The 17,760-nt window shown below is 36.2% G+C and carries 18 protein-coding genes; 7 read left to right on the plus strand and 11 right to left on the minus strand.

Going from position 1 to position 17,760, the window contains the following annotated elements; translation table 11 throughout:
• A complete protein-coding gene (locus AC1EJ0_RS06620) occupies window positions 1-1,854 on the minus strand; it encodes a Dam family site-specific DNA-(adenine-N6)-methyltransferase (protein WP_480023715.1) in 1,854 nt (617 codons plus the stop codon).
• A 100-nt stretch (window positions 1,855-1,954) separates the two neighbouring features.
• Window positions 1,955-2,104: a helix-turn-helix domain-containing protein gene (locus AC1EJ0_RS06625; protein WP_480023714.1), complete on the minus strand. Its 150-nt coding sequence runs from the start codon at window positions 2,102-2,104 to the stop codon at window positions 1,955-1,957.
• A gap of 187 nt (window positions 2,105-2,291) precedes the next feature.
• On the opposite strand from AC1EJ0_RS06625, the gene AC1EJ0_RS06630 reads away from it, so the two are divergent.
• From AC1EJ0_RS06630 to AC1EJ0_RS06645, 4 genes are read left to right on the plus strand one after another with little or no spacing between them, the layout of a single operon-like run.
• Complete coding sequence (locus AC1EJ0_RS06630) at window positions 2,292-2,645, plus strand: terminase gpP N-terminus-related DNA-binding protein (protein ID WP_480023713.1); 354 nt, start codon at window positions 2,292-2,294, stop codon at window positions 2,643-2,645.
• A 40-nt stretch (window positions 2,646-2,685) separates the two neighbouring features.
• On the plus strand, window positions 2,686-2,793 hold the full coding sequence (locus AC1EJ0_RS06635; protein ID WP_480023986.1) for a hypothetical protein: 108 nt from the start codon (window positions 2,686-2,688) through the stop codon (window positions 2,791-2,793).
• 47 nt (window positions 2,794-2,840) lie between these two features.
• Window positions 2,841-4,583, plus strand: coding sequence for a recombinase family protein (locus tag AC1EJ0_RS06640; RefSeq protein ID WP_480023711.1), 1,743 nt, complete (start codon window positions 2,841-2,843; stop codon window positions 4,581-4,583).
• Window positions 4,543-6,090, plus strand: coding sequence for a recombinase family protein (locus tag AC1EJ0_RS06645; protein WP_480023710.1), 1,548 nt, complete (start codon window positions 4,543-4,545; stop codon window positions 6,088-6,090). Before AC1EJ0_RS06640 ends, AC1EJ0_RS06645 begins: the two co-directional genes overlap by 41 nt.
• Before the next feature lie 283 nt (window positions 6,091-6,373).
• Here AC1EJ0_RS06645 and AC1EJ0_RS06650 read toward each other — a convergent pair whose 3' ends face one another.
• The 5 genes from AC1EJ0_RS06650 to AC1EJ0_RS06670 form a co-directional block, all read right to left on the minus strand.
• Window positions 6,374-6,793 carry an N-acetyltransferase family protein gene (locus tag AC1EJ0_RS06650; RefSeq protein WP_480023709.1) on the minus strand — a complete coding sequence of 140 codons (420 nt, stop codon included), beginning with the start codon at window positions 6,791-6,793 and terminating at the stop codon, window positions 6,374-6,376.
• A gap of 51 nt (window positions 6,794-6,844) precedes the next feature.
• Window positions 6,845-7,528 (minus strand): Type 1 glutamine amidotransferase-like domain-containing protein, encoded by a 684-nt coding sequence (locus AC1EJ0_RS06655; RefSeq protein ID WP_480023708.1) that lies wholly within the window; start codon window positions 7,526-7,528, stop codon window positions 6,845-6,847.
• Between the two features lie 395 nt (window positions 7,529-7,923).
• Window positions 7,924-10,404, minus strand: coding sequence for an S-layer homology domain-containing protein (locus tag AC1EJ0_RS06660; RefSeq protein ID WP_480023707.1), 2,481 nt, complete (start codon window positions 10,402-10,404; stop codon window positions 7,924-7,926).
• Between the two features lie 78 nt (window positions 10,405-10,482).
• Complete coding sequence (locus AC1EJ0_RS06665; RefSeq protein ID WP_480023706.1) at window positions 10,483-10,683, minus strand: DUF4177 domain-containing protein; 201 nt, start codon at window positions 10,681-10,683, stop codon at window positions 10,483-10,485.
• A 217-nt stretch (window positions 10,684-10,900) separates the two neighbouring features.
• On the minus strand, window positions 10,901-11,536 hold the full coding sequence (locus tag AC1EJ0_RS06670) for a YARHG domain-containing protein (protein WP_480023705.1): 636 nt from the start codon (window positions 11,534-11,536) through the stop codon (window positions 10,901-10,903).
• Window positions 11,537-11,705: 169 nt separating this feature from the next.
• Between AC1EJ0_RS06670 and AC1EJ0_RS06675 the strand changes: the two genes are divergently transcribed.
• The 3 genes from AC1EJ0_RS06675 (at window position 11,706) to AC1EJ0_RS06685 (ending at window position 14,203) form a co-directional block, all read left to right on the plus strand.
• Complete coding sequence (locus AC1EJ0_RS06675; protein ID WP_480023704.1) at window positions 11,706-12,698, plus strand: LLM class flavin-dependent oxidoreductase; 993 nt, start codon at window positions 11,706-11,708, stop codon at window positions 12,696-12,698.
• Between the two features lie 10 nt (window positions 12,699-12,708).
• The gene (gene msrB, locus AC1EJ0_RS06680) at window positions 12,709-13,740 is read left to right on the plus strand and encodes a peptide-methionine (R)-S-oxide reductase MsrB (protein WP_480023703.1); all 1,032 of its coding nucleotides are present in this window, start codon (window positions 12,709-12,711) and stop codon (window positions 13,738-13,740) included.
• Between the two features lie 91 nt (window positions 13,741-13,831).
• Entirely contained in the window at window positions 13,832-14,203 is a 372-nt protein-coding gene (locus AC1EJ0_RS06685; protein ID WP_480023702.1) for a hypothetical protein, read from the plus strand.
• 60 nt (window positions 14,204-14,263) lie between these two features.
• On the opposite strand, the gene AC1EJ0_RS06690 is transcribed toward AC1EJ0_RS06685, so the two are convergent.
• The 4 genes from AC1EJ0_RS06690 to AC1EJ0_RS06705 form a co-directional block, all read right to left on the minus strand.
• Window positions 14,264-14,539 carry a type II toxin-antitoxin system YafQ family toxin gene (locus AC1EJ0_RS06690; RefSeq protein ID WP_480023701.1) on the minus strand — a complete coding sequence of 92 codons (276 nt, stop codon included), beginning with the start codon at window positions 14,537-14,539 and terminating at the stop codon, window positions 14,264-14,266.
• Entirely contained in the window at window positions 14,536-14,808 is a 273-nt protein-coding gene (locus AC1EJ0_RS06695) for a type II toxin-antitoxin system RelB/DinJ family antitoxin (protein WP_058259681.1), read from the minus strand. Before AC1EJ0_RS06695 ends, AC1EJ0_RS06690 begins: the two co-directional genes overlap by 4 nt.
• A 73-nt stretch (window positions 14,809-14,881) precedes the next feature.
• On the minus strand, window positions 14,882-16,360 hold the full coding sequence (locus tag AC1EJ0_RS06700) for a C69 family dipeptidase (protein ID WP_480023700.1): 1,479 nt from the start codon (window positions 16,358-16,360) through the stop codon (window positions 14,882-14,884).
• 229 nt (window positions 16,361-16,589) lie between these two features.
• Window positions 16,590-17,612: a PTS sugar transporter subunit IIC gene (locus AC1EJ0_RS06705; RefSeq protein WP_480023699.1), complete on the minus strand. Its 1,023-nt coding sequence runs from the start codon at window positions 17,610-17,612 to the stop codon at window positions 16,590-16,592.
• Window positions 17,613-17,760: the final 148 nt, after the last annotated feature.

A 17,760-nucleotide genomic window follows, 5' to 3' on the forward strand; every position in this document is an offset into this window, starting at 1 on the left:
TTAAAAGTTTTTTATTATAACTTCATTCTTAGCATATCGCCATCCTGATTTGCCCACATTATTAATAGAAAAATCATGTTCATTTGCCCACTCAATCAGTAAATGATTTTTTTTACCTTTATGTTCTATTACATTACTAAGCATGAATTTATAGCCAGCTTCATCAAGATTGCAAAGTACAGAAAGCAATTTGGATTCTTCTTTAGCACTCCATCCTGAATATCCCCTTTTACCATCATTATACGATGTACTTGTAATAAAGTATGGGGGATCGAAATAAAATACAGTGTTTTCTTTATCATATTTAAAAAAATCTAACTCTTTATAATTTTTATTTAAAAGAGTTACTTTGTTAGCTTTTGGTTTGAAATTTAGTATTCTGTTTTTTAAATCTTCACTATAACCAGCCACTCCACATGGGGTATTAAACTTTAAATCAGAATTAAATCTTATCATATTTTGGAATGAATACATGTGAAGAACAAATAATTTTAATGGTTCTTGATTTAAATTATAATCTTCCCTTAATTTTAAATAATTTTCTTTTCCACCTTTTTCAAGGCTGTAATGTCTAATAATTTTTTCAACATCTTCTATTAATTCTAGTTTTGGGGTGTTGTTTATCAAACTTATAATTTCAAAAACATGATTATTATACTCATTGTATACAACCTCACTTAATGCATTAATATTAGCCCCAACATTGAACGCCCCACCCATAGCATCGACAAAAACATCCACTCTTTTTGGTAACTCTCTATTAATTTCTTCAATCATTTTATCTTTACTGCCTGAGTAATTGAGTGGTGACTTATTTACAGTTAAATCTTTTTCAAAGTATATTATATACTCCTTTAATTTATTTCCTTTATGTTTCTTGCTTGATCTATGATTCTGATACTCTGTATAATCTAAATAATCAATATGAACTTTTTTGTTTTTTGCAAATTTAGATGCTAAATCAATTAACTCATCTACATCAATTAAACCTTGATTGCTATAGCTTAATATTATATGTTTGAAGTTTAACTGTCTAAAAAGATCCTCAAATTCACTAAGCGCTTTCGTTTTACTGGAATATAAAGAGTTTTTGTTTCCTCTCCCTCTTTTACCACCAACTCCATTAATTGTAGGATAATCATATTTAGCTATCGTTTCTAACATATGATACGCAGAAATATATTGTGTAACGGTATATGGCGGATCTAAGTATGCAATATCTCCAGAAATCGTTCTTATTAGCACATTTGTATCCTCTTGATATATTTCACATCCATTTAAACTATCAGTATTATTTATATCTATTGGTAATAGCTTAAAGCTATTCAGCGCTCTTGATTCCCAAAACTTAAAAAACGCTTCATATGTCCCTGAAGTATTTGACACTCTTGTAACGCTCTCTAGTAACGATGCAATCAAAAAATTATACTCATTTTCATTAATACTTTCTTCCTTATATAAATCCTCTATCTCTATACGAATTGCATCAATCTTTGCCGCGTTTTCTTCTGAAAAAAACATCCTTCCACCTTTTGGTGAATAATTGTTAAAAATAAAATAATTTCCGTTCGGTATTGGTGTTACACTATTTAAATAATCATAAATATCCAATTTGTAAATTTTATAAAATTTTTTAAATTTAGGCACGTCTTTATTCTTAAGTTTTGCACTTGATATAATTTTATTAGAATATAGGAGGTCATTTGATATAATTTTATATTTATCCTTGTAAAAATCTCCTACACTGGATGTGCCAGAAAATAAATCTGCAAAGACTTCTCCAGTAATATTGTATTTTGTTATTATAGAATCTATAAATTCCAATAATTTTGTCTTATTTCCTAAATATCTCACATCAATATCCTTCTTCAATTAAAAATAATTTCAATACAAAAAATGTATAACGTATTGAACTTATCATCTCTATTTAGAACTATTTCCGCTTTTTACCCATTCATCTAATGCGGTTTTTTTTAAACTTCCATAATCTACCTATCTTATAAGCTGATACGTCAGACTTATTTTTTATCCACTTTCTTAGCGTAACGGGTTTAGTATCTAAATATTCAGCCACTTCATCTAAACTGATATATCCTTTATTCATATTCAACTCCAATTAAGTACCAATATCTATCTTATATATTTTATCATATTAATCTCCATTTTTCAAATATATAATGATATTTATTTATATTAAATTACACTTATTAATATTTGCTTTCTTAAAAATATTATGTTATATCTAATCAAATAACCTCTTTTTGTCTTAGGACTAGTAGGAGGGATGTTTTATGATAGAAAAATTAAGACAAAATGGATACAGCTACAAAGAAATAGCTGACGCATTAAAAATATCAATTAACACTGTGAAAAGCTTTTGCAGAAGAAACGGACTAAGTGGTACTTCTACTAGCAAAACATGTATATGTATTAACTGTGGAAAGGAGCTAGACACAAACAAAAGATTTTGCTCCTCTTCATGCAGACAAGCTTGGTGGAATAAAAACTTGGACAAGGTTAATCGTAAGGCTTATTACTCTTTTACTTGCTCTTACTGCCATAAACCTTTTAATGCCTATGGTAATAAAAACAGAAAGTACTGCTCCCATGAGTGCTACATAAAGGATAGGTTTGGCAATGAATAATGAGTTTAAGTTTTATACTTCTTACCTTTTCTTTTTAAATATGTTTAATGAAGGAGTCTTAAACAAAAAGGAATTTCAAGAAATAACAAGGAAACTTATATGCAAATATAATGTCTATATTATGCCATTTATCTTAAATATAGCTTGACTTATAGGCTCATAGTATTGATATATAGTAGTAAGGGAGGAATTGTTATGAAAAGGATACAAAAAATTGAAGCTACTATTCCACAACTAAAAGTAAAAAGAAAAGTAGCTGCTTATGCTAGGGTTTCAGCAATCAAGGAAAGAACGCTACATTCAATATCGCAGCAAATAAGCTACTATAATCAACTTATTAGCAATAATTCTGAATGGGAGTTTGCTGGAGTGTTTTCAGACCTTGGCGTCTCTGGTGCCACTTCTAATCGTGATGGCTTTCAAGATATGCTCAAAGCTTGTGAAGAAGGTAAGATCGATTTAATTCTAACAAAATCAATATCAAGATTTGGAAGAAACACAGTCGACTTACTTGAAATTGTTAGGCATTTAAAATCAATAGGAGTGGAGGTCTACTTTGAAAAAGAGAATATAAAAACATTCTCTGGTGACGGAGAGCTTATGCTCTCAATACTCGCCTCCTTTGCTCAAGAGGAAGCTAGATCCATCTCAAACAATGTCAAATGGTATATTCGTAAGAAATTTAAGGAAGGTAGGGTCAATAGTTTCGTCCTATATGGATACAGATGGGATGGTGAGAAATTTAACTTAGTACCAGAAGAAGCTGAAGTTATAAAATATATTTTTCAAAACTTTCTAGATGGTAAGTCTGCTGAAACTACTGAAAAAGAACTAAGAAAACGAAATGTTCTAGGTTTAACAGGTAAGCCTATGTCAGCTTCAAGCATAAGAGCAATATTAAGACAAGAAAAGTATACAGGTACTTCAATGCTCCAAAAGACATTTACAGATTTCATCACAAAGAAAGAAAATAAAAATAATGGTGAGCTGCCTAGATACTGGACAGAAAACACGCATCCAAAAATTATTGACCTTGAAGTGTACCAAAAGGTTCAGGAAGAAATGAAAAGAAGGCGTGAATTAGGAGCTTTGGCAAATCCTGCAATAAACACCTCATGTTTCACAAGCAAAATCCACTGCTCATGTGGTAGAAACTATCAACGAAGTCAAAGAAATAAAAAAGATGGCAGTGGAGATAAATACATTGTATGGATGTGTGCTGGACAAAAGGATGCTAATAGAAAAGGCTGTATCAACCCTTGCATACCAGAGTATATATTAAAAGACAAGTGCTGTGAAGTTTTGGGAATTGAAGAATTTGATCCCGACATTTTCACAGAGAGCATTAGTGACATCAATGTATTAAAACCAGGGTTATTAGAGTTTGTATATAAAGATGGTTCTAAAGAAAAAGTACCATGGAAGTCAACAGCAAAAAAGGACTGGTGGACAGACTCTGTAAGACTAGCTTATTCAAAAACAAGAAGTGATCCAATAGTTAATAGGCGAAATAAACAGTTTAATGATTTCACAAGTTTTATAAAATGTGAAAAGTGTGGCAAAAGTTTTAGAAGACAAAAGTCTAAACATGTAAATGGAGATGAAAAAGTCAGCTATTATTGCTCTACTCCAGCAAGTCTATGTAAGAATTCAACCATCGACTTACAAGTACTAGAAAAACTTGTATGTGAAGAGTTAGGACTTACAGAGTTTGATAGTAAGATTATGATTGAGAAATTAAGTAAACTAGGAATAAAAGATAACGTCATCTACTTTTACTATAAAGATGGCAAAGTAAGCAGCAGAGAATATGTAAACCAAAGACATAAGTTTAATATGTCAGAAGAGTGTAAAAGAAAAATAGGTAAAGCTAACAAAGAAAGGTGGAGAGTAAAACGTGAAGAAAAAAGTAACTACAATTCCAGCGACAAAAACTAAATATTCTTCAAAGTCTAAAATACAAGTTAATAAAAAACGAGTCGCTGGGTACGCTAGAGTTTCAACAGATTCTGATGAACAGTTTACATCTTACGAAGCACAGGTAGATTATTACACTAACTATATTTCACAAAGAACAGACTGGATATTTGCAGGAATGTACGCAGATGAAGGTATTTCAGGAACTAACACTAAAAATAGAGATGGATTTAATAATATGATCAGTGATGCATTAAGTGGCAAAATTGATTTGATAATCACAAAGTCTGTATCAAGATTTGCAAGAAATACTGTAGATAGTTTAACAACAGTAAGAAAGCTCAAGGACGCTGGTGTTGAAGTTTATTTTGAAAAAGAAAATATATGGACATTTGATTCTAAAGGCGAGCTGCTAATTACCATTATGTCATCACTGGCTCAGGAAGAGTCAAGATCCATTTCAGAAAATGTGACCTGGGGACACAGAAAAAGATTCGCCGATGGTAAGGTTAGTATCCCCTATGGTAATTTTTTAGGATATGATAAAGGTCCAGATGGAAACTTGATGATTAATAAAGAAGAAGCTAAAATTGTCAAAAAGATTTATAAATACTATCTTGAAGGTAATTCTTTTTATAAAATAGCAAAAAAGCTAACTTCCGATGGCATATTAACTGTCCAAGGTAAGAAAAAATGGTCTGCTGGTCCAGTAAAAAATGTACTGACTAATGAAAAATATAAAGGCGATGCCCTGCTTCAAAAATCGTTTACTGTGAACTTCTTAACAAAAGAGAAGAAAATAAACGAAGGCGAGATTCCTCAGTACTATGTAGAAAAAAATCATGAACCAATCATTGAACCAGAAGTATGGGACTTTGTTCAAGAACTAATAAAAAATACTCCAAGGAATAAAAATGATATATTCTCATCTAAAATTATATGTGGTAGCTGTGGATCTTACTATGGTCCTAAGACTTGGCACTCAAACTCTAAATATAAATGTACTATTTGGAGATGCAATAAAAAATATGACAATAAAGAGACGCCCTGTAAAACGCAGCACTTGTATGAAGATGATATAAAAGAAGCTTTTATAAAGTCAATCAATCAGCTAATTAGTAACAAAGGTCATATATTAGAAGACTTAAAGCTTTGTAATGATATTTTTGATACAAGCGAACTAAACAAAGAACTTGATGTAGCAATTGAAAACATGAACAATGCTAAAAATAAAATAGAAAAGCTAATAGATGAAAACTCAAAAAATAGTCAAGATCAAGTTGAATATGCTAAAAAATATGAAATGTTAGCTAATACATTTAATAAAGAAAAAGAAAAGTATGAAAGCATCAGTAAAGAGATACAAGACAAAGAATCAAGGAAACTTAAATATGACTTCTTCATAAAAAAGTTAGAAAGTCTTGAATATTTAGAAGAGTTTGATCCATTGCTATGGAATCTAATGCTCGAGAAAATGATAATAAATGAAGATGGAACATTTGAGTTTATTTATGCAAAAGGAATATAAAAAATAAGCCCTCGCTTTTAATAATATATAAGCGAGGGTTTTGTATATCCAATAATTTCTTCATCAACTGTTTGAATAGTTTCATTACTCATGGCAATAATAAATGCACCCATTATTATTAAAGTCATTAAATTGTATAACAAATATGTATTTAGGTGGTGTGCATAATAAATCAACCAACACTGTTTCTTAATAAAAAATATGTAAATTTAAATCAGATTTTTAATGAATAAGCTCTAAAAGGCTGAAAATAGCCATATCTCAAGCTATTAAATTGTATCATTTACGCTACAGTTTTTTCAAGTTGTGAAAGCCCCAGTTTTTTTGCATAGTCTTCAAGGCATTGAAGCACCTTTGTCCCTATTCCTTTGTTCCAGAATTCTTTTAGCACAGCAAGAGCTACATTTCCTCTGTGGCGCATCTTCTTTCTTCTAAACCTTGTAATAGTACCATTTGCAATCAATCTTCCATCCAGTTCAACGACAAGCATAAGGGTATCGTCAGATTCGTTAAAACCTTTTATTAATTTCGCTTCCTCTTCGGCTGAGAAACGTATTTCTTCTGGATAAGAATTCAAAAAATCAGATTCTCCACTAACAGCTTTTAAATATTCAACTGTTTCTTCAGCGTCCTTTACTTGAATTTCTCGAATTGTACACATTCTGCCGTCTTTTAATTCGAAATTTTCTGGTGTAAACTTCATATTTATACCTCCAATAAGTTTTAATTTGCCCTTTTCATAATATGAAAACTCTTAATTCAAAACTTCTTTCTTCACACCTTTATCTGTCCAAGAAAGTTTATATGCATTTTTACTTGGGTTCGATTTAATAACTTTCATCTCATAATTATCCCAAACAATTGCTACCTGATTTTCTATTGCAATAGCATCTGTTAGCTGACCAGCATAAAACTCGTCAAAGCCTACTCTATCAGGCTCATCATAATGAGGGCAATGCAAATAAGGTATGATGCCTAGACCTTTAACCCATATAGGTTTTGGATTTTCACTATTTTCTATAAACTCACTATCGCTATGGCCTGAAATAAACCAGCATATAGAGCCTGCACTTAAGCCGGAGAGTACTTTGCCACTTTTATAAGCTCTAATTAATGCTTTGTCTACACCGTATTCTTCCCAAACTTTCATCATGTATTGGGTGTTGCCGCCACCAACATAGATTATATCTGCATTTTCTATCTTTTGATTGACCTCTTCCTTGTTTACTTCTACGTTTGATAAATATAGGGTGTCAGTTTTACATCCTAGCTCACCATATAACTTATCAATAATTTTTACATAAGCCGGAGCATCTTTACTTGCTGTCGGAATAAATAGAAAATTTGGATTTTCTTTTTTTGATGCCTCTACAATAAATTTATCTATCTCGTAAGTTTCATTTAAGCCTACTTCCCCGCCTCCAATAGCTACTATCATAAAATCACTCCTATATTAATATTGACTTTATTATATCATAGAAACGTCTTTGCTAATATTAAAAGTATAATACAAATTTAATTTATTTTTATCGCCAACAAAAAAGGATCAACAAGCTATACTTGTCAATCCTTTTATACTTAAACTAATTTTTTACAAAGCGATCAGTCGCTCTATATATACTCCGCATAAATTGAAGAACCTCGTTCTTAAGAACGAGAACCTTGGTGCTTCGCACTCGCGATGATTCACCTCTATATAAATACTCCGCCAATGATTTTGCTGGAAAAATTTATGGATTGGACGATGTGGACTGACGAAGCAAGCGCAGTGTACTAATGTACTCGAGCATTGCTGAGGAGGGAACGAGTTCAAGGCGAAATTTTAACGCAAAATCATTTTATAACGTTTATTACGTACGCTTCCCCATTATCATTAAGCGCAATCTTAATCACACTATCCTTAGCGTAATTCTTTCCGAAAACTACTCTCTTATCATTAGTATAAACGCTAAGTTCTTTACCCTTACTATCTTTAAGAGCTAGCTTTTCATTGCCACCTGCGTCGTATAAAACGTTTAGAACTGTGTATTCTTCGCTTAGATCAGTGATTAGCTTATCTAGTCTTAGTACCTTGCCGTCTTTATCAAGGCTTAGCTTAACGATGTCGCCTGCCTTGCAGTTCTCAAATTTTTCGCCATCTGTCTCGTAAACTCTAAGTGTAGTAGTCTTGTCGTAGCCTTCGAAAGACTTATCGATCTTGGCATCATACTCACTTCTAAGCTCGATGATATCTTCCTTGTCGACAACTTTCTTCTTTTCAACGTTCTTGAAAACGATTGCAACTGGCGCGTCGTCTGCTCCGTGGAAGCTGTCGTACTTAGTAACGTCCTTGTCCTTAAGGTCCTTAACTGTGAATACATAAGCTGTTACAGTCTTGTCGAAGCCTGCGTTTTTCACTTCATCTAGAGTTATAGTCTCAACTCTATAGTCCTTACCAATTTGAACTAAATTATATAATAAAGTATTGTCAAGAAGGTTCACTTCTTTGCCAGCTACGTAAATAGAGCTTCTTCTAACGCTCTTAGTTGGCGCGTAAACCTTATAAGTCTTGCCATCCTTGTCAAGCGGCTTAAATGCCTTGTCATAGTCCTTTAGTCCATTTAGAACGAATATCTTTTGAATAGCGTCCTTGTTGTAAATGGCGTAGACGATGTCGTAGTTATTTAGCTCAGAAAGTCTGATTTCCTTGCCATCTCTATAGATTCTTAAGTCAAGTGAGTCTTGAACCCTGATTTCCTTGCCATTTCTATCAATTAGTGCTACTGCATTTGTAGTCACTCTGTCAATCATGAAAACGTCTTCGTCAAAAGAAAGTTTTCCGTAAATCACTTGAACGTTTCCGAATATATCTAGTGCTAAATTAACTTTTTCATTTGTTAATAGCTTTACTTCGTCATTGTACTTCGCTGCATTAACTTGTGTAAATATCTTTTCATCAACAGTCGCAACAGCTCTTCTAGCCTTTTCGTCTGATAGCTTATAGTCTTTATTAGCTAGGTTAATGTATGCGCCGCCCTTGCTTAATTTGTATCTAGCGCCTTCGCCTTCTATTTTATTCTTAAGGGCGATGGCTTCATCCTTAGCGTAGAAGTGTAATACATCGTATTTTTCTAGCTTAGCTAGGTCCATTGGCATAAGTTTGCCATTATCATATAAATATGCTTTTTTAAGATTTCTCTTAACTATAGCGCCTGATTCATCGTCTATAGCCTTAACTGCGCCATTATCATAAGCAAAAACTGGCATTATATCATCAAAAGTGAAAGCCTTGATGTAAACAACTTTCGCGTTGATGCTTGTAACGTAGGCAAAGTCTGCCTTGTAATTAGTTTCCTTAGCAAAATCCATGAATATATCAAAGTACTTGCCATTAACTGCTGCGCCGCGGAACTTTTGTTCAGTAAGCGCCGCCTTGTCCTCAAGCACAGTCGAATCCTTTGAGTCGCCGCCGACGTAAAGTCTAGCGCCCTTGATAGCGATAGGCGCGATCTCAGTCTTAGCTAAAGCGCTTGCTCTGTAAGTTTTGATCACGTTGTTTTTGTCGATGTCTAGGTCATAAACTCTGCCTAAGATGTCCATAGCGTCCATGCCGTCCTTAAGGTCTACGATGTAGGAAGCGCCTTCCTTAAAGCCTTCTAAGCTTGATTTTAATACAACGATTTCGGCTTGCTTTTCACTTAGATTTGAATTAGCATTTGTCTTTGTAACTATGGCTGTAAGCTTTGATAAATCAGCTTCTCTCACGCCATCTAGGTAGTTATATATCATTACAAAAACATTTTCCCTAGTCGCTTGATCCTTGTATTTTAGCTCTCCTAGGCCATTCAAAAGGCCCTTGCTTGCTGCATAGCTGATAAATGGTGCAGCCCACTCGCCTTCAGTCGCTGGCTTGATATCAGTTCCGCCAGCCGCAACGGCTAGCATCTTGATGGCTTCTTGATAAGAAACGTTTTTTCTTGGTCTGAAAGTGCCATCGCTATAACCAGCGATAATTTTTAATTCGCTCGCGATATTGACATAACCGTTTGACCAGCGATCGGCTGCCATGTCCTTAAATGCGCTAGGCACGCTCATAGCTGCCTTTGCGGCATTTTCTTGCTTAAGTACCTTTGTTAGCATAACCGCAAACTCTTCTCTCGTAATTGAGTCGTTAAGTCTAAGTCCTTTGGCGTCGCCTAGAACGTAGCCTTTTTCAACAAGGTAGTCAATCTTGTCTTTATTAGTTTTTACTTCTCCTTGCGCAAAGCCTACGTTAATGGTACTCGCCACTAATACAAAGGCTAGAACGAAGGATAAAATCTTCTTCATCTTCATAGTATTACCTCCCAAATTGATTTGTGCTTATATTTATTTATACCATGGAAATGGATTTTTCAAACAAAAAAAGAGAAGCTATTGCTCCTCTTCTCTTTCCAATTCTCTCTCAAACACCAATTCCAGCCTCGGATTGGCATCAACAAAATCCCTACGCTTATCGATTGAATCAACATAGCGCCAGCCATCTTCCGCATGCTTCTTAATTATTTCTTGATAATCATCATACCAAAGACCTGTGGTCTTAACTGTAACGAATTTGTATTCATACTTTTTCATTGAATCGCCCCTTATTTATTAATTAATCAATAGTAAATTTATTAACAATATTCTTCTTCAAATTATTTTATCAGTATATATACACCGAGTAAATTTCGCAGGAAAAACGAGATGATTTAGCGTTGTACAGAATTTTTTGGAGTGAGGTGTGCTAAACGCACTCCGCAGCGACAAAATAATTCGAAACTAGCTAAAGGGCTCGTTTTAACAAGAAATTTTATTTTCTATCTAAAATCTTTTCATACTCCATAATAAACTTTATATTCTGCGCTTCCGTACTCGATAAAAACGTGCTATTATAATGTTCATCCACTATATACCAAGATTTCCCGCTAAAGTAATCAGCAAATTCCTTCGTTTTAAACGCATAGCCGTGGCGCGCCAAAATTTCTGCCTTAATCAGCCTTATCTCATTACGTGATAGTGATTTCAAAAGCTTCAGTGGTATCAATTTTGCATCGCCATTAAAAAGGTACTCTTCCTCAAAGTTCTTCTTATATGACTTAGAAAAGTTCTTGTCAAGCTTCTCCTTCGGCTCAACTGGCATAAAATACTCAGCTTGCGCCTTAATGAAGCTAGCGTCATCTATCTTCATCTTGAATTTTTCGTCGGCCTTATTAAACTTCTCAAGATCGAGATCCGTACTCTTGTAAATCTCCTCGTAAACGCGCGCGTCCTCACTCGCTTCCTTTATATAGACATGACTAGTCGTGTACTTATACAAAAAGTAAAAAGCCAATAAAAGCACTATGGCAACGATACTTAGCACCGCAGCGCAAATCTTTCTTTTGTCCCTTTGGCCCTCGCCGCGGCCCTCGAAATTTATGTAAACACCGTTATTTTTCCTTCTCATTCTATCACCTAAGCTAATTATATCACGCCTCGTCAATGTTTTCAATAGCGATTGGGTATCTATATACTAAGAGATTTACGTTTATGGCTGGGCCACTTCGTTCATATTGGTCGCGGCACGTCCATAAGCATAGTTAGATATAGTTAAATAGATATACAGAGGTGATTAAATGACTAAGCTATCGATACTAAATCTTGTACCGAAATACAAGGACGAAACAAAGAAGGAAGCCTTCGAAAGGGCCGTGAAACTCGCTCAGTTTGCGGACTCAAGAAGCTTCGAGAGATATTGGGTTGCCGAGCATCATAACAGCCCCGGCGTACTATCGAGCGCAACTGAAGTTGTTCTAACGCACATACTTGACCACACAGAGCGCATCAAGGTCGGCGCAGGCGGCGTGATGCTACCTAATCACACACCATTTCAAATTGCTGAACGCTACGGAACTATGGAGGCTCTCTTCCCTGATAGGGTTGACCTCGGCATAGGTAGAGCGCCCGGCACTGATATGGAGACTTCAAGAATACTTTATCGCGACACATATAAGCAAGAAAAGTTTTTAGACGCAATTCGCCTAATGCTAAAATATTTCGATGGCGATGCAAGTGGCCTAAAGAGTGCGCCTTATCCTGGCATGGGTGCGGGCGTACCGATAACTATCTTAGGAAGCTCGATGAACTCCGCTTATGTAGCGGCTGAGCTGGGTCTACCATACTCATTCGCAGGCCATTTCGCGCCTCACACAGTTAAGGCGGCCTTTGACATTTACAGAGATAATTTCAAAAAGAGCAAGTATCTTGACGCGCCATACACAATGCTTGGCGTCTCGGCTAACATTGGCGAGAACAAAAAGGATGCGGATGAGCTTGAGTTTCACGCGATGCAAGTATTTCTAAGGATACTTGACGTGGACAATCGCGATGAGTTCGAGAAGATCGATCCGAACGACGCGCCAGAGCTTACGAGCATGCAGAAATTTGCGCTTAAGGCCATGCGCGGACTGCACATCGGCGGCACTTATGAGGACGCAAAGAAGACTTACGAGGGCTTCAAGAGGGACTACGGTTTCGACGAGCTGATCGCTGTAAGCTACATTCCTGAATATGACAAGCTTACGAAGTCCTTCGAGATACTTGAAGACATTGTAAACGAGGGAAAATAGAGGTGATTTTATGAATAATAACAAGACCATACACCTAGCTGGCGGCTGCTTCTGGGGCATGGAGGGCTATTTCAAGAGGATACGTGGTGTTATGGGCACCAAAGTAGGCTATGCAAATGGCAATGGCGAGAGCACTAGCTATGATAAAGTTAAGGAGACTGATCACGCTGAAACTGTTGAAATAACTTACGATACAAGCCTTGTGAGTCTAGAAGAAATACTTCTTCGCTACTTTAAGGTTATTGACCCAACGAGCGTCAACAAGCAAGGCGGCGACAGGGGTAGACAGTACAGAACGGGCATATATTATAGTGATCCTGCTGATAAAAAAATCATTGACAAGGTATATAAATATGAAGAAAAAATTCACGGCGAGCTCGCTGTTGAAGTAGAGGAGCTGAAAAACTTCGTAACGGCAGAGGGCTACCACCAAAATTACTTGGAGAAAAATCCGGGCGGCTACTGCCACATCAATCTGACTGAGGCTGATGAGCCCATTTTCGAAAAAGAGTACAAAGAAGTTTCTGATGAAGAAGCAAAAAAGCTCTTGGATGAGCTTAGCTACAAGGTTATGAGGGAGGAAGGCACTGAGCATCCGCATACGTCTGAGTTAAATGACGAGTGGCGCGCTGGCATTTACGTGGATAAATTAACTGGCGAAGTGCTATTTACTTCAGAGGATAAATTCGATGCGGGCTGCGGCTGGCCTAGCTTTTCGAGGACCATAAACAGTGACAGCGTTAGCTACAACAGGGACGAATCTCATGGAATGAGGCGTGTAGAGATCAAGAGCAAGCACGGCAATAACCACCTCGGCCACGTTTTTAGCGACGGACCTAAGGAGATGGGCGGACTTAGATACTGCATCGATGGCGCCGCACTGCGCTTCGTGCCGCTTGATGACATGGATAAGGAAGGCTACGGCGAGTACAAAATATTTTTCTCAGATGAAGTGTATAAGGAAAATGCCGCGAAGAGCGTGAGTGAAGAAGTTAAAGCAGATGAGCCCGAAGCTTCAAGTAAAGGCGTTAGTGCTGATTGACTGATTATTTTACTAGTGATAATCGTTTTACTTAAAATATTTGGAAAGAAGATAATAGATAAGTTTAAGAAGAAAAACTAGGAGGATTATTATGGAAAAGAAAAATAGTTCAAGCATCATAGGCATGATAGGCGTACTCATTCTGATTATAATACTGTATAATTCAATGTTTAGCAGCAGAGCCAAGATGGATAAAAACCTAAAAGATCTTGCAGATACCAAAGAATTTGTGAGCACAGAAGTGGATAAAGATGTGCTAGATTATGTGTGCGAGCAAAAAGGCTATGCTATGATGAAAAAGAGCGATGCCAAAGACTATCAAAAGCTCGGAACTGTTAGAATGGTGGGGAAAAATAACAATACGATAAATACCTTCGACGTATATGTGAGAGATGGACATGATTACGCAATAAATATGAGAGGGATATTTATGAAGGTATTAAATTTAAAAGGTAAAAATTAATATACTTAGTAAAAAATAAAAGCTGTGAGAAAAATATTCTCACAGCTTTGTTTTTGTTTATTAAAATAGATTTGAATGTGAACCAGCTCTCAATATATTAAGTATCAGAATATTTTCTTGTTTTTCATATATTAGAAGTAAATCTGGTTCAATGTGGCACTCTCTTGCGCCGAGATAATCTCCTAACAAAGGATGATCCTTGTATTTTGCATCTAAAAATTCGCCTTTAGCTAGCTTATTAATAACGGATAAAATTTTATCTGTATTCTTGCCCTGCTTTTTTAATAATTTAAAGTCTTTTTTAAATTTAGATGTTAATAAGACCTTATATTTCATACTTCTAAAGCTCTTCTAAGATCTTCCATATTGTCATATAGCGGTGTTGAAGGATCCATTGCTAAGCGTCTTCCTTCTTCAATCGCCTCTAAAGTCTCTTTATTAGGCACATCTAGTGTTAAATCGAAAGGAATGCCACCTTTTCTAATGCTTGCTCTTAAAAACATGTTTATAGCTGTCGACATATTAAAGCCAAGTTCAGCATAAACTTCTTCCGCAGCCTTTTTTATGTCCTTATCTATCCTTACATTTAAGTTAGTGTTACTCATAAAATCACCTTCCTTAATATAATTCTAGCACTTTATAAAGACTTTGTCAATACAATGTCATTAAGTTTACTTGCTAAGCATCGCTTCTCGAAAAACCATTCTTCATCAAGCAAGATGATGTAAATAATACTTTATCCAAGTAATCCAAAGTTTCTTTCTCTACAAAGTCTGATATTTCTTGGTTTGCTTTTTCGAAGAAGGCCTCTTTATCCTTTGCCTTAGCATATTCCTCATCAAATTTATTAATCATTTCATTCATTTTATTATTGATTTTAGCTTGGTAACGTTCAACGTTTGAAGCGTTTTCAGCAAAGTGTGCGTCGGCAAGCGCGCCTATAATCCTGTTTATCCAGTAGAAATTGTCTGTACTTGGCTTAGTTACTGCTTTTCCAACGTAGTCTGGTGTCTTGGAAACCTTTGTGTAGAATGGTACTATCGCGTTAAAGACGTTTGATCCAAGCGCTAGCCAGTGAAGTGCCTTCAAATCGTCTGGCATGTAGCCTCTGACTTGTGTTAAGCCCAAAACGTTATTTCTGTTTATGCCGATTGGTCTGAATATGCCTGCCTTTAACTCATCTTTATGCTTTGCGTATGGGTCATAAGGTGTACCTTGATAATGGTTGGATAGCGCCCATTTCACTTCTTCCACTGTAATTTTCTTTTCTGGTACTAGTGCCCATGGTAAATTGTCGTCTGTTGGTCTGAAATCTGCGTCGTAGCCATCCCAGAAGAATGTTTTTGGATTGAAGTAGCGTAGTAAAACCCATGCTCTTGGTGTATTGTATGTGTGGTCTGAGTCGTCGTGTGAACCAAATGCGTCTCTTGGATTAAATATTTCTTCCTCACTCATTCTCTTGTCTAGGTGCGCTTTTTTAACCAAATCTTTTAATGATTTTGAGCACATATATTCATTTTCATCGCCATAAGCATCGTCAAAATCGAATTCATCTATGCCTAATTGGTTCGGCATAATTACATAAGCTTCGTCTGGAACCCTCTTTGCCATCCAGTTGTGGCCGCCAATTGTTTCAAGCCACCAAATTTCATTTTCGTCTTGGAAGGCAATACCATTCATCTCGTAAGTGCCGTATTTTTCAAGTAGTGCGCCCAATCTTCTAACGCCGTCCTTAGCGCTCTTGATATATGGAAGTGTGATGGTAACTAGGTCTTCTTCGCCTATGCCACCAAAATGTTCTTTTCCCTTTTCATCTTTATGGTACTCTACTAATGGATCAGCGCCCATAACTAATTCGTTTGTAGTAAGCGTTTCAGTCGCGTTCATGGTAACGTTCGCAGCGTTAACGCCGTAAGCGCCCCAAATACCGTCCTTTGTGTCAGAGCTTGGTGAGTAAGTGTAGTCCATCGGATCGTCTGGCAAATCGATTTCGACCTTTGAAATAACTGACTTGTATTTGCGTGGTTGGTCCTTTGCCTTCATCACCGCAAATCTTTTTGCGCAAAATTCACCTGAAGGTGAGTCTTCATTTCTTGCGACTATAGTTGAGCCGTCGTAGCTCGCTTTTTTACCGACTAAGATAGTTGTACATGCCATATAAAAAACCTCCTCATCTTTTGCTATCGTGCGAAGCACCAAGGTTCTCGGTCAAAAAGACCGAGGTTCTTCAAATGCGCCCTCTTTGCTTAAATAGCAAAGACATCACATTTTCTTAGCAAAATATTATTTTAATTATTACAGTTATTAATACCCAATATGAATAAAAAAAGCTATACATTTTTATAGTATAGCTTTGAAAAATGTCTAATCGGAATAGAATTATAATTTAACGCGAAAGTAATAAGTCATTATCATTTACCCAATTCAATTTTTTGAATAAATTATGGAATAGTAATGATAATACCGCAGGCAAAATTACGTACGTAAGAGCAACACCAAGCGCAGTCACCATCATATCTTCCCCTTCCATAGCATTAAACGTCTCAAGTATACCCACTAATCCACTCGTACCCATACCAGCGCCGAGCGGAGTGTTTTTCAACTTAAAGACACAAGTTGCGATTGGTCCAGTAATCACGCTTGCTAAGCATGGCGAAAGCCATATCTTCCAGTTCTTTACTATGTTTGGTATTTGTAGCATGCTAGTGCCGAGTCCTTGAGCAAGTAGGCCGTCGACCCTATTCACCCTGTAGCTGATCACCGCAAAGCCAACCATTTGTGCGCAGCAGCCAGCAGTTGCAGCGCCTGCAGCAAGATCACTTAAGCTAAGCATCATGCAAAGAGCCGCCGACGATATCGGCAGAGTCAAAACCATGCCGACTATCAAAGAGACCACCATACCCATGAAGAATGGTCTAAGCTTAGTCGCTTCAATGATTATATCGCCTAGCCCCACCATCATCATGTTTATGGATGGGCCAACGAATTTTGCGATAGCAAAGCCTGAAAGTATTACAGTGAGTGGTGTTGCGATGATGTCTATCATGGTTTCCTTCGAAATAAGTTTGCCGAGCTCAATCGCTACGACTGAGGCGATAAGGCAGCCAACAGGTCCACCGAGTTCATTGCCTATGTAACCAACTGCGAGCGATGAGAGCATAACTAGGTTTGGAGCCTTTAGTGCAACTCCTATCGCCGCGGCGATGGCTGGGCCAGTCATCATTTTACAAAACGGCCATAGCTCCTCCGATAAAAATTTCAATCCAGTATGAGTGCCGATCGTGTTTAGTATGGTGCCGATCAGTAGCGATGCAAACAGACCCATCGCCATGTTGCCAAGTACGTCAATTAGGTAGACTTTGTAGGATACGAGTACGTTTTTCTTGTGTAAAAATTCTTTTAGTTTCATTTGATCAATCTCCTTTTTGATATTATAGCACCAATATTTTTTATGTGAAGAGATTTTTTGAGTTTTTTGAATTGTTTTTATGAATTGTTAATTAATAATTTTATCTTTGTTAGTTTTATGTGAATCTTAGTTTTGTTCTTATAACGAA

This window comes from Fenollaria sp. C0166D3 (assembly GCF_056590255.1).

What these genes read in the sequence shown, in the direction of transcription:
- AC1EJ0_RS06655 (WP_480023708.1), bottom strand. Translation starts at nt 7,528, where the DNA reads ATGATAGTAGCTATTGGAGGCGGGGAAGTAGGCTTAAATGAAACTTAC.
- AC1EJ0_RS06690 (WP_480023701.1), bottom strand. Translation starts at nt 14,539, where the DNA reads ATGAAATATAAGGTCTTATTAACATCTAAATTTAAAAAAGACTTTAAA.
- AC1EJ0_RS06685 (WP_480023702.1), top strand. Translation starts at nt 13,832, where the DNA reads ATGGAAAAGAAAAATAGTTCAAGCATCATAGGCATGATAGGCGTACTC.
- AC1EJ0_RS06660 (WP_480023707.1), bottom strand. Translation starts at nt 10,404, where the DNA reads ATGAAGATGAAGAAGATTTTATCCTTCGTTCTAGCCTTTGTATTAGTG.
- AC1EJ0_RS06640 (WP_480023711.1), top strand. Translation starts at nt 2,841, where the DNA reads ATGAAAAGGATACAAAAAATTGAAGCTACTATTCCACAACTAAAAGTA.
- AC1EJ0_RS06695 (WP_058259681.1), bottom strand. Translation starts at nt 14,808, where the DNA reads ATGAGTAACACTAACTTAAATGTAAGGATAGATAAGGACATAAAAAAG.
- msrB (WP_480023703.1), top strand. Translation starts at nt 12,709, where the DNA reads ATGAATAATAACAAGACCATACACCTAGCTGGCGGCTGCTTCTGGGGC.
- AC1EJ0_RS06705 (WP_480023699.1), bottom strand. Translation starts at nt 17,612, where the DNA reads ATGAAACTAAAAGAATTTTTACACAAGAAAAACGTACTCGTATCCTAC.
- AC1EJ0_RS06700 (WP_480023700.1), bottom strand. Translation starts at nt 16,360, where the DNA reads ATGGCATGTACAACTATCTTAGTCGGTAAAAAAGCGAGCTACGACGGC.
- AC1EJ0_RS06675 (WP_480023704.1), top strand. Translation starts at nt 11,706, where the DNA reads ATGACTAAGCTATCGATACTAAATCTTGTACCGAAATACAAGGACGAA.
- AC1EJ0_RS06630 (WP_480023713.1), top strand. Translation starts at nt 2,292, where the DNA reads ATGATAGAAAAATTAAGACAAAATGGATACAGCTACAAAGAAATAGCT.
- AC1EJ0_RS06670 (WP_480023705.1), bottom strand. Translation starts at nt 11,536, where the DNA reads ATGAGAAGGAAAAATAACGGTGTTTACATAAATTTCGAGGGCCGCGGC.
- AC1EJ0_RS06635 (WP_480023986.1), top strand. Translation starts at nt 2,686, where the DNA reads ATGTTTAATGAAGGAGTCTTAAACAAAAAGGAATTTCAAGAAATAACA.
- AC1EJ0_RS06665 (WP_480023706.1), bottom strand. Translation starts at nt 10,683, where the DNA reads ATGAAAAAGTATGAATACAAATTCGTTACAGTTAAGACCACAGGTCTT.
- AC1EJ0_RS06625 (WP_480023714.1), bottom strand. Translation starts at nt 2,104, where the DNA reads ATGAATAAAGGATATATCAGTTTAGATGAAGTGGCTGAATATTTAGAT.
- AC1EJ0_RS06650 (WP_480023709.1), bottom strand. Translation starts at nt 6,793, where the DNA reads ATGAAGTTTACACCAGAAAATTTCGAATTAAAAGACGGCAGAATGTGT.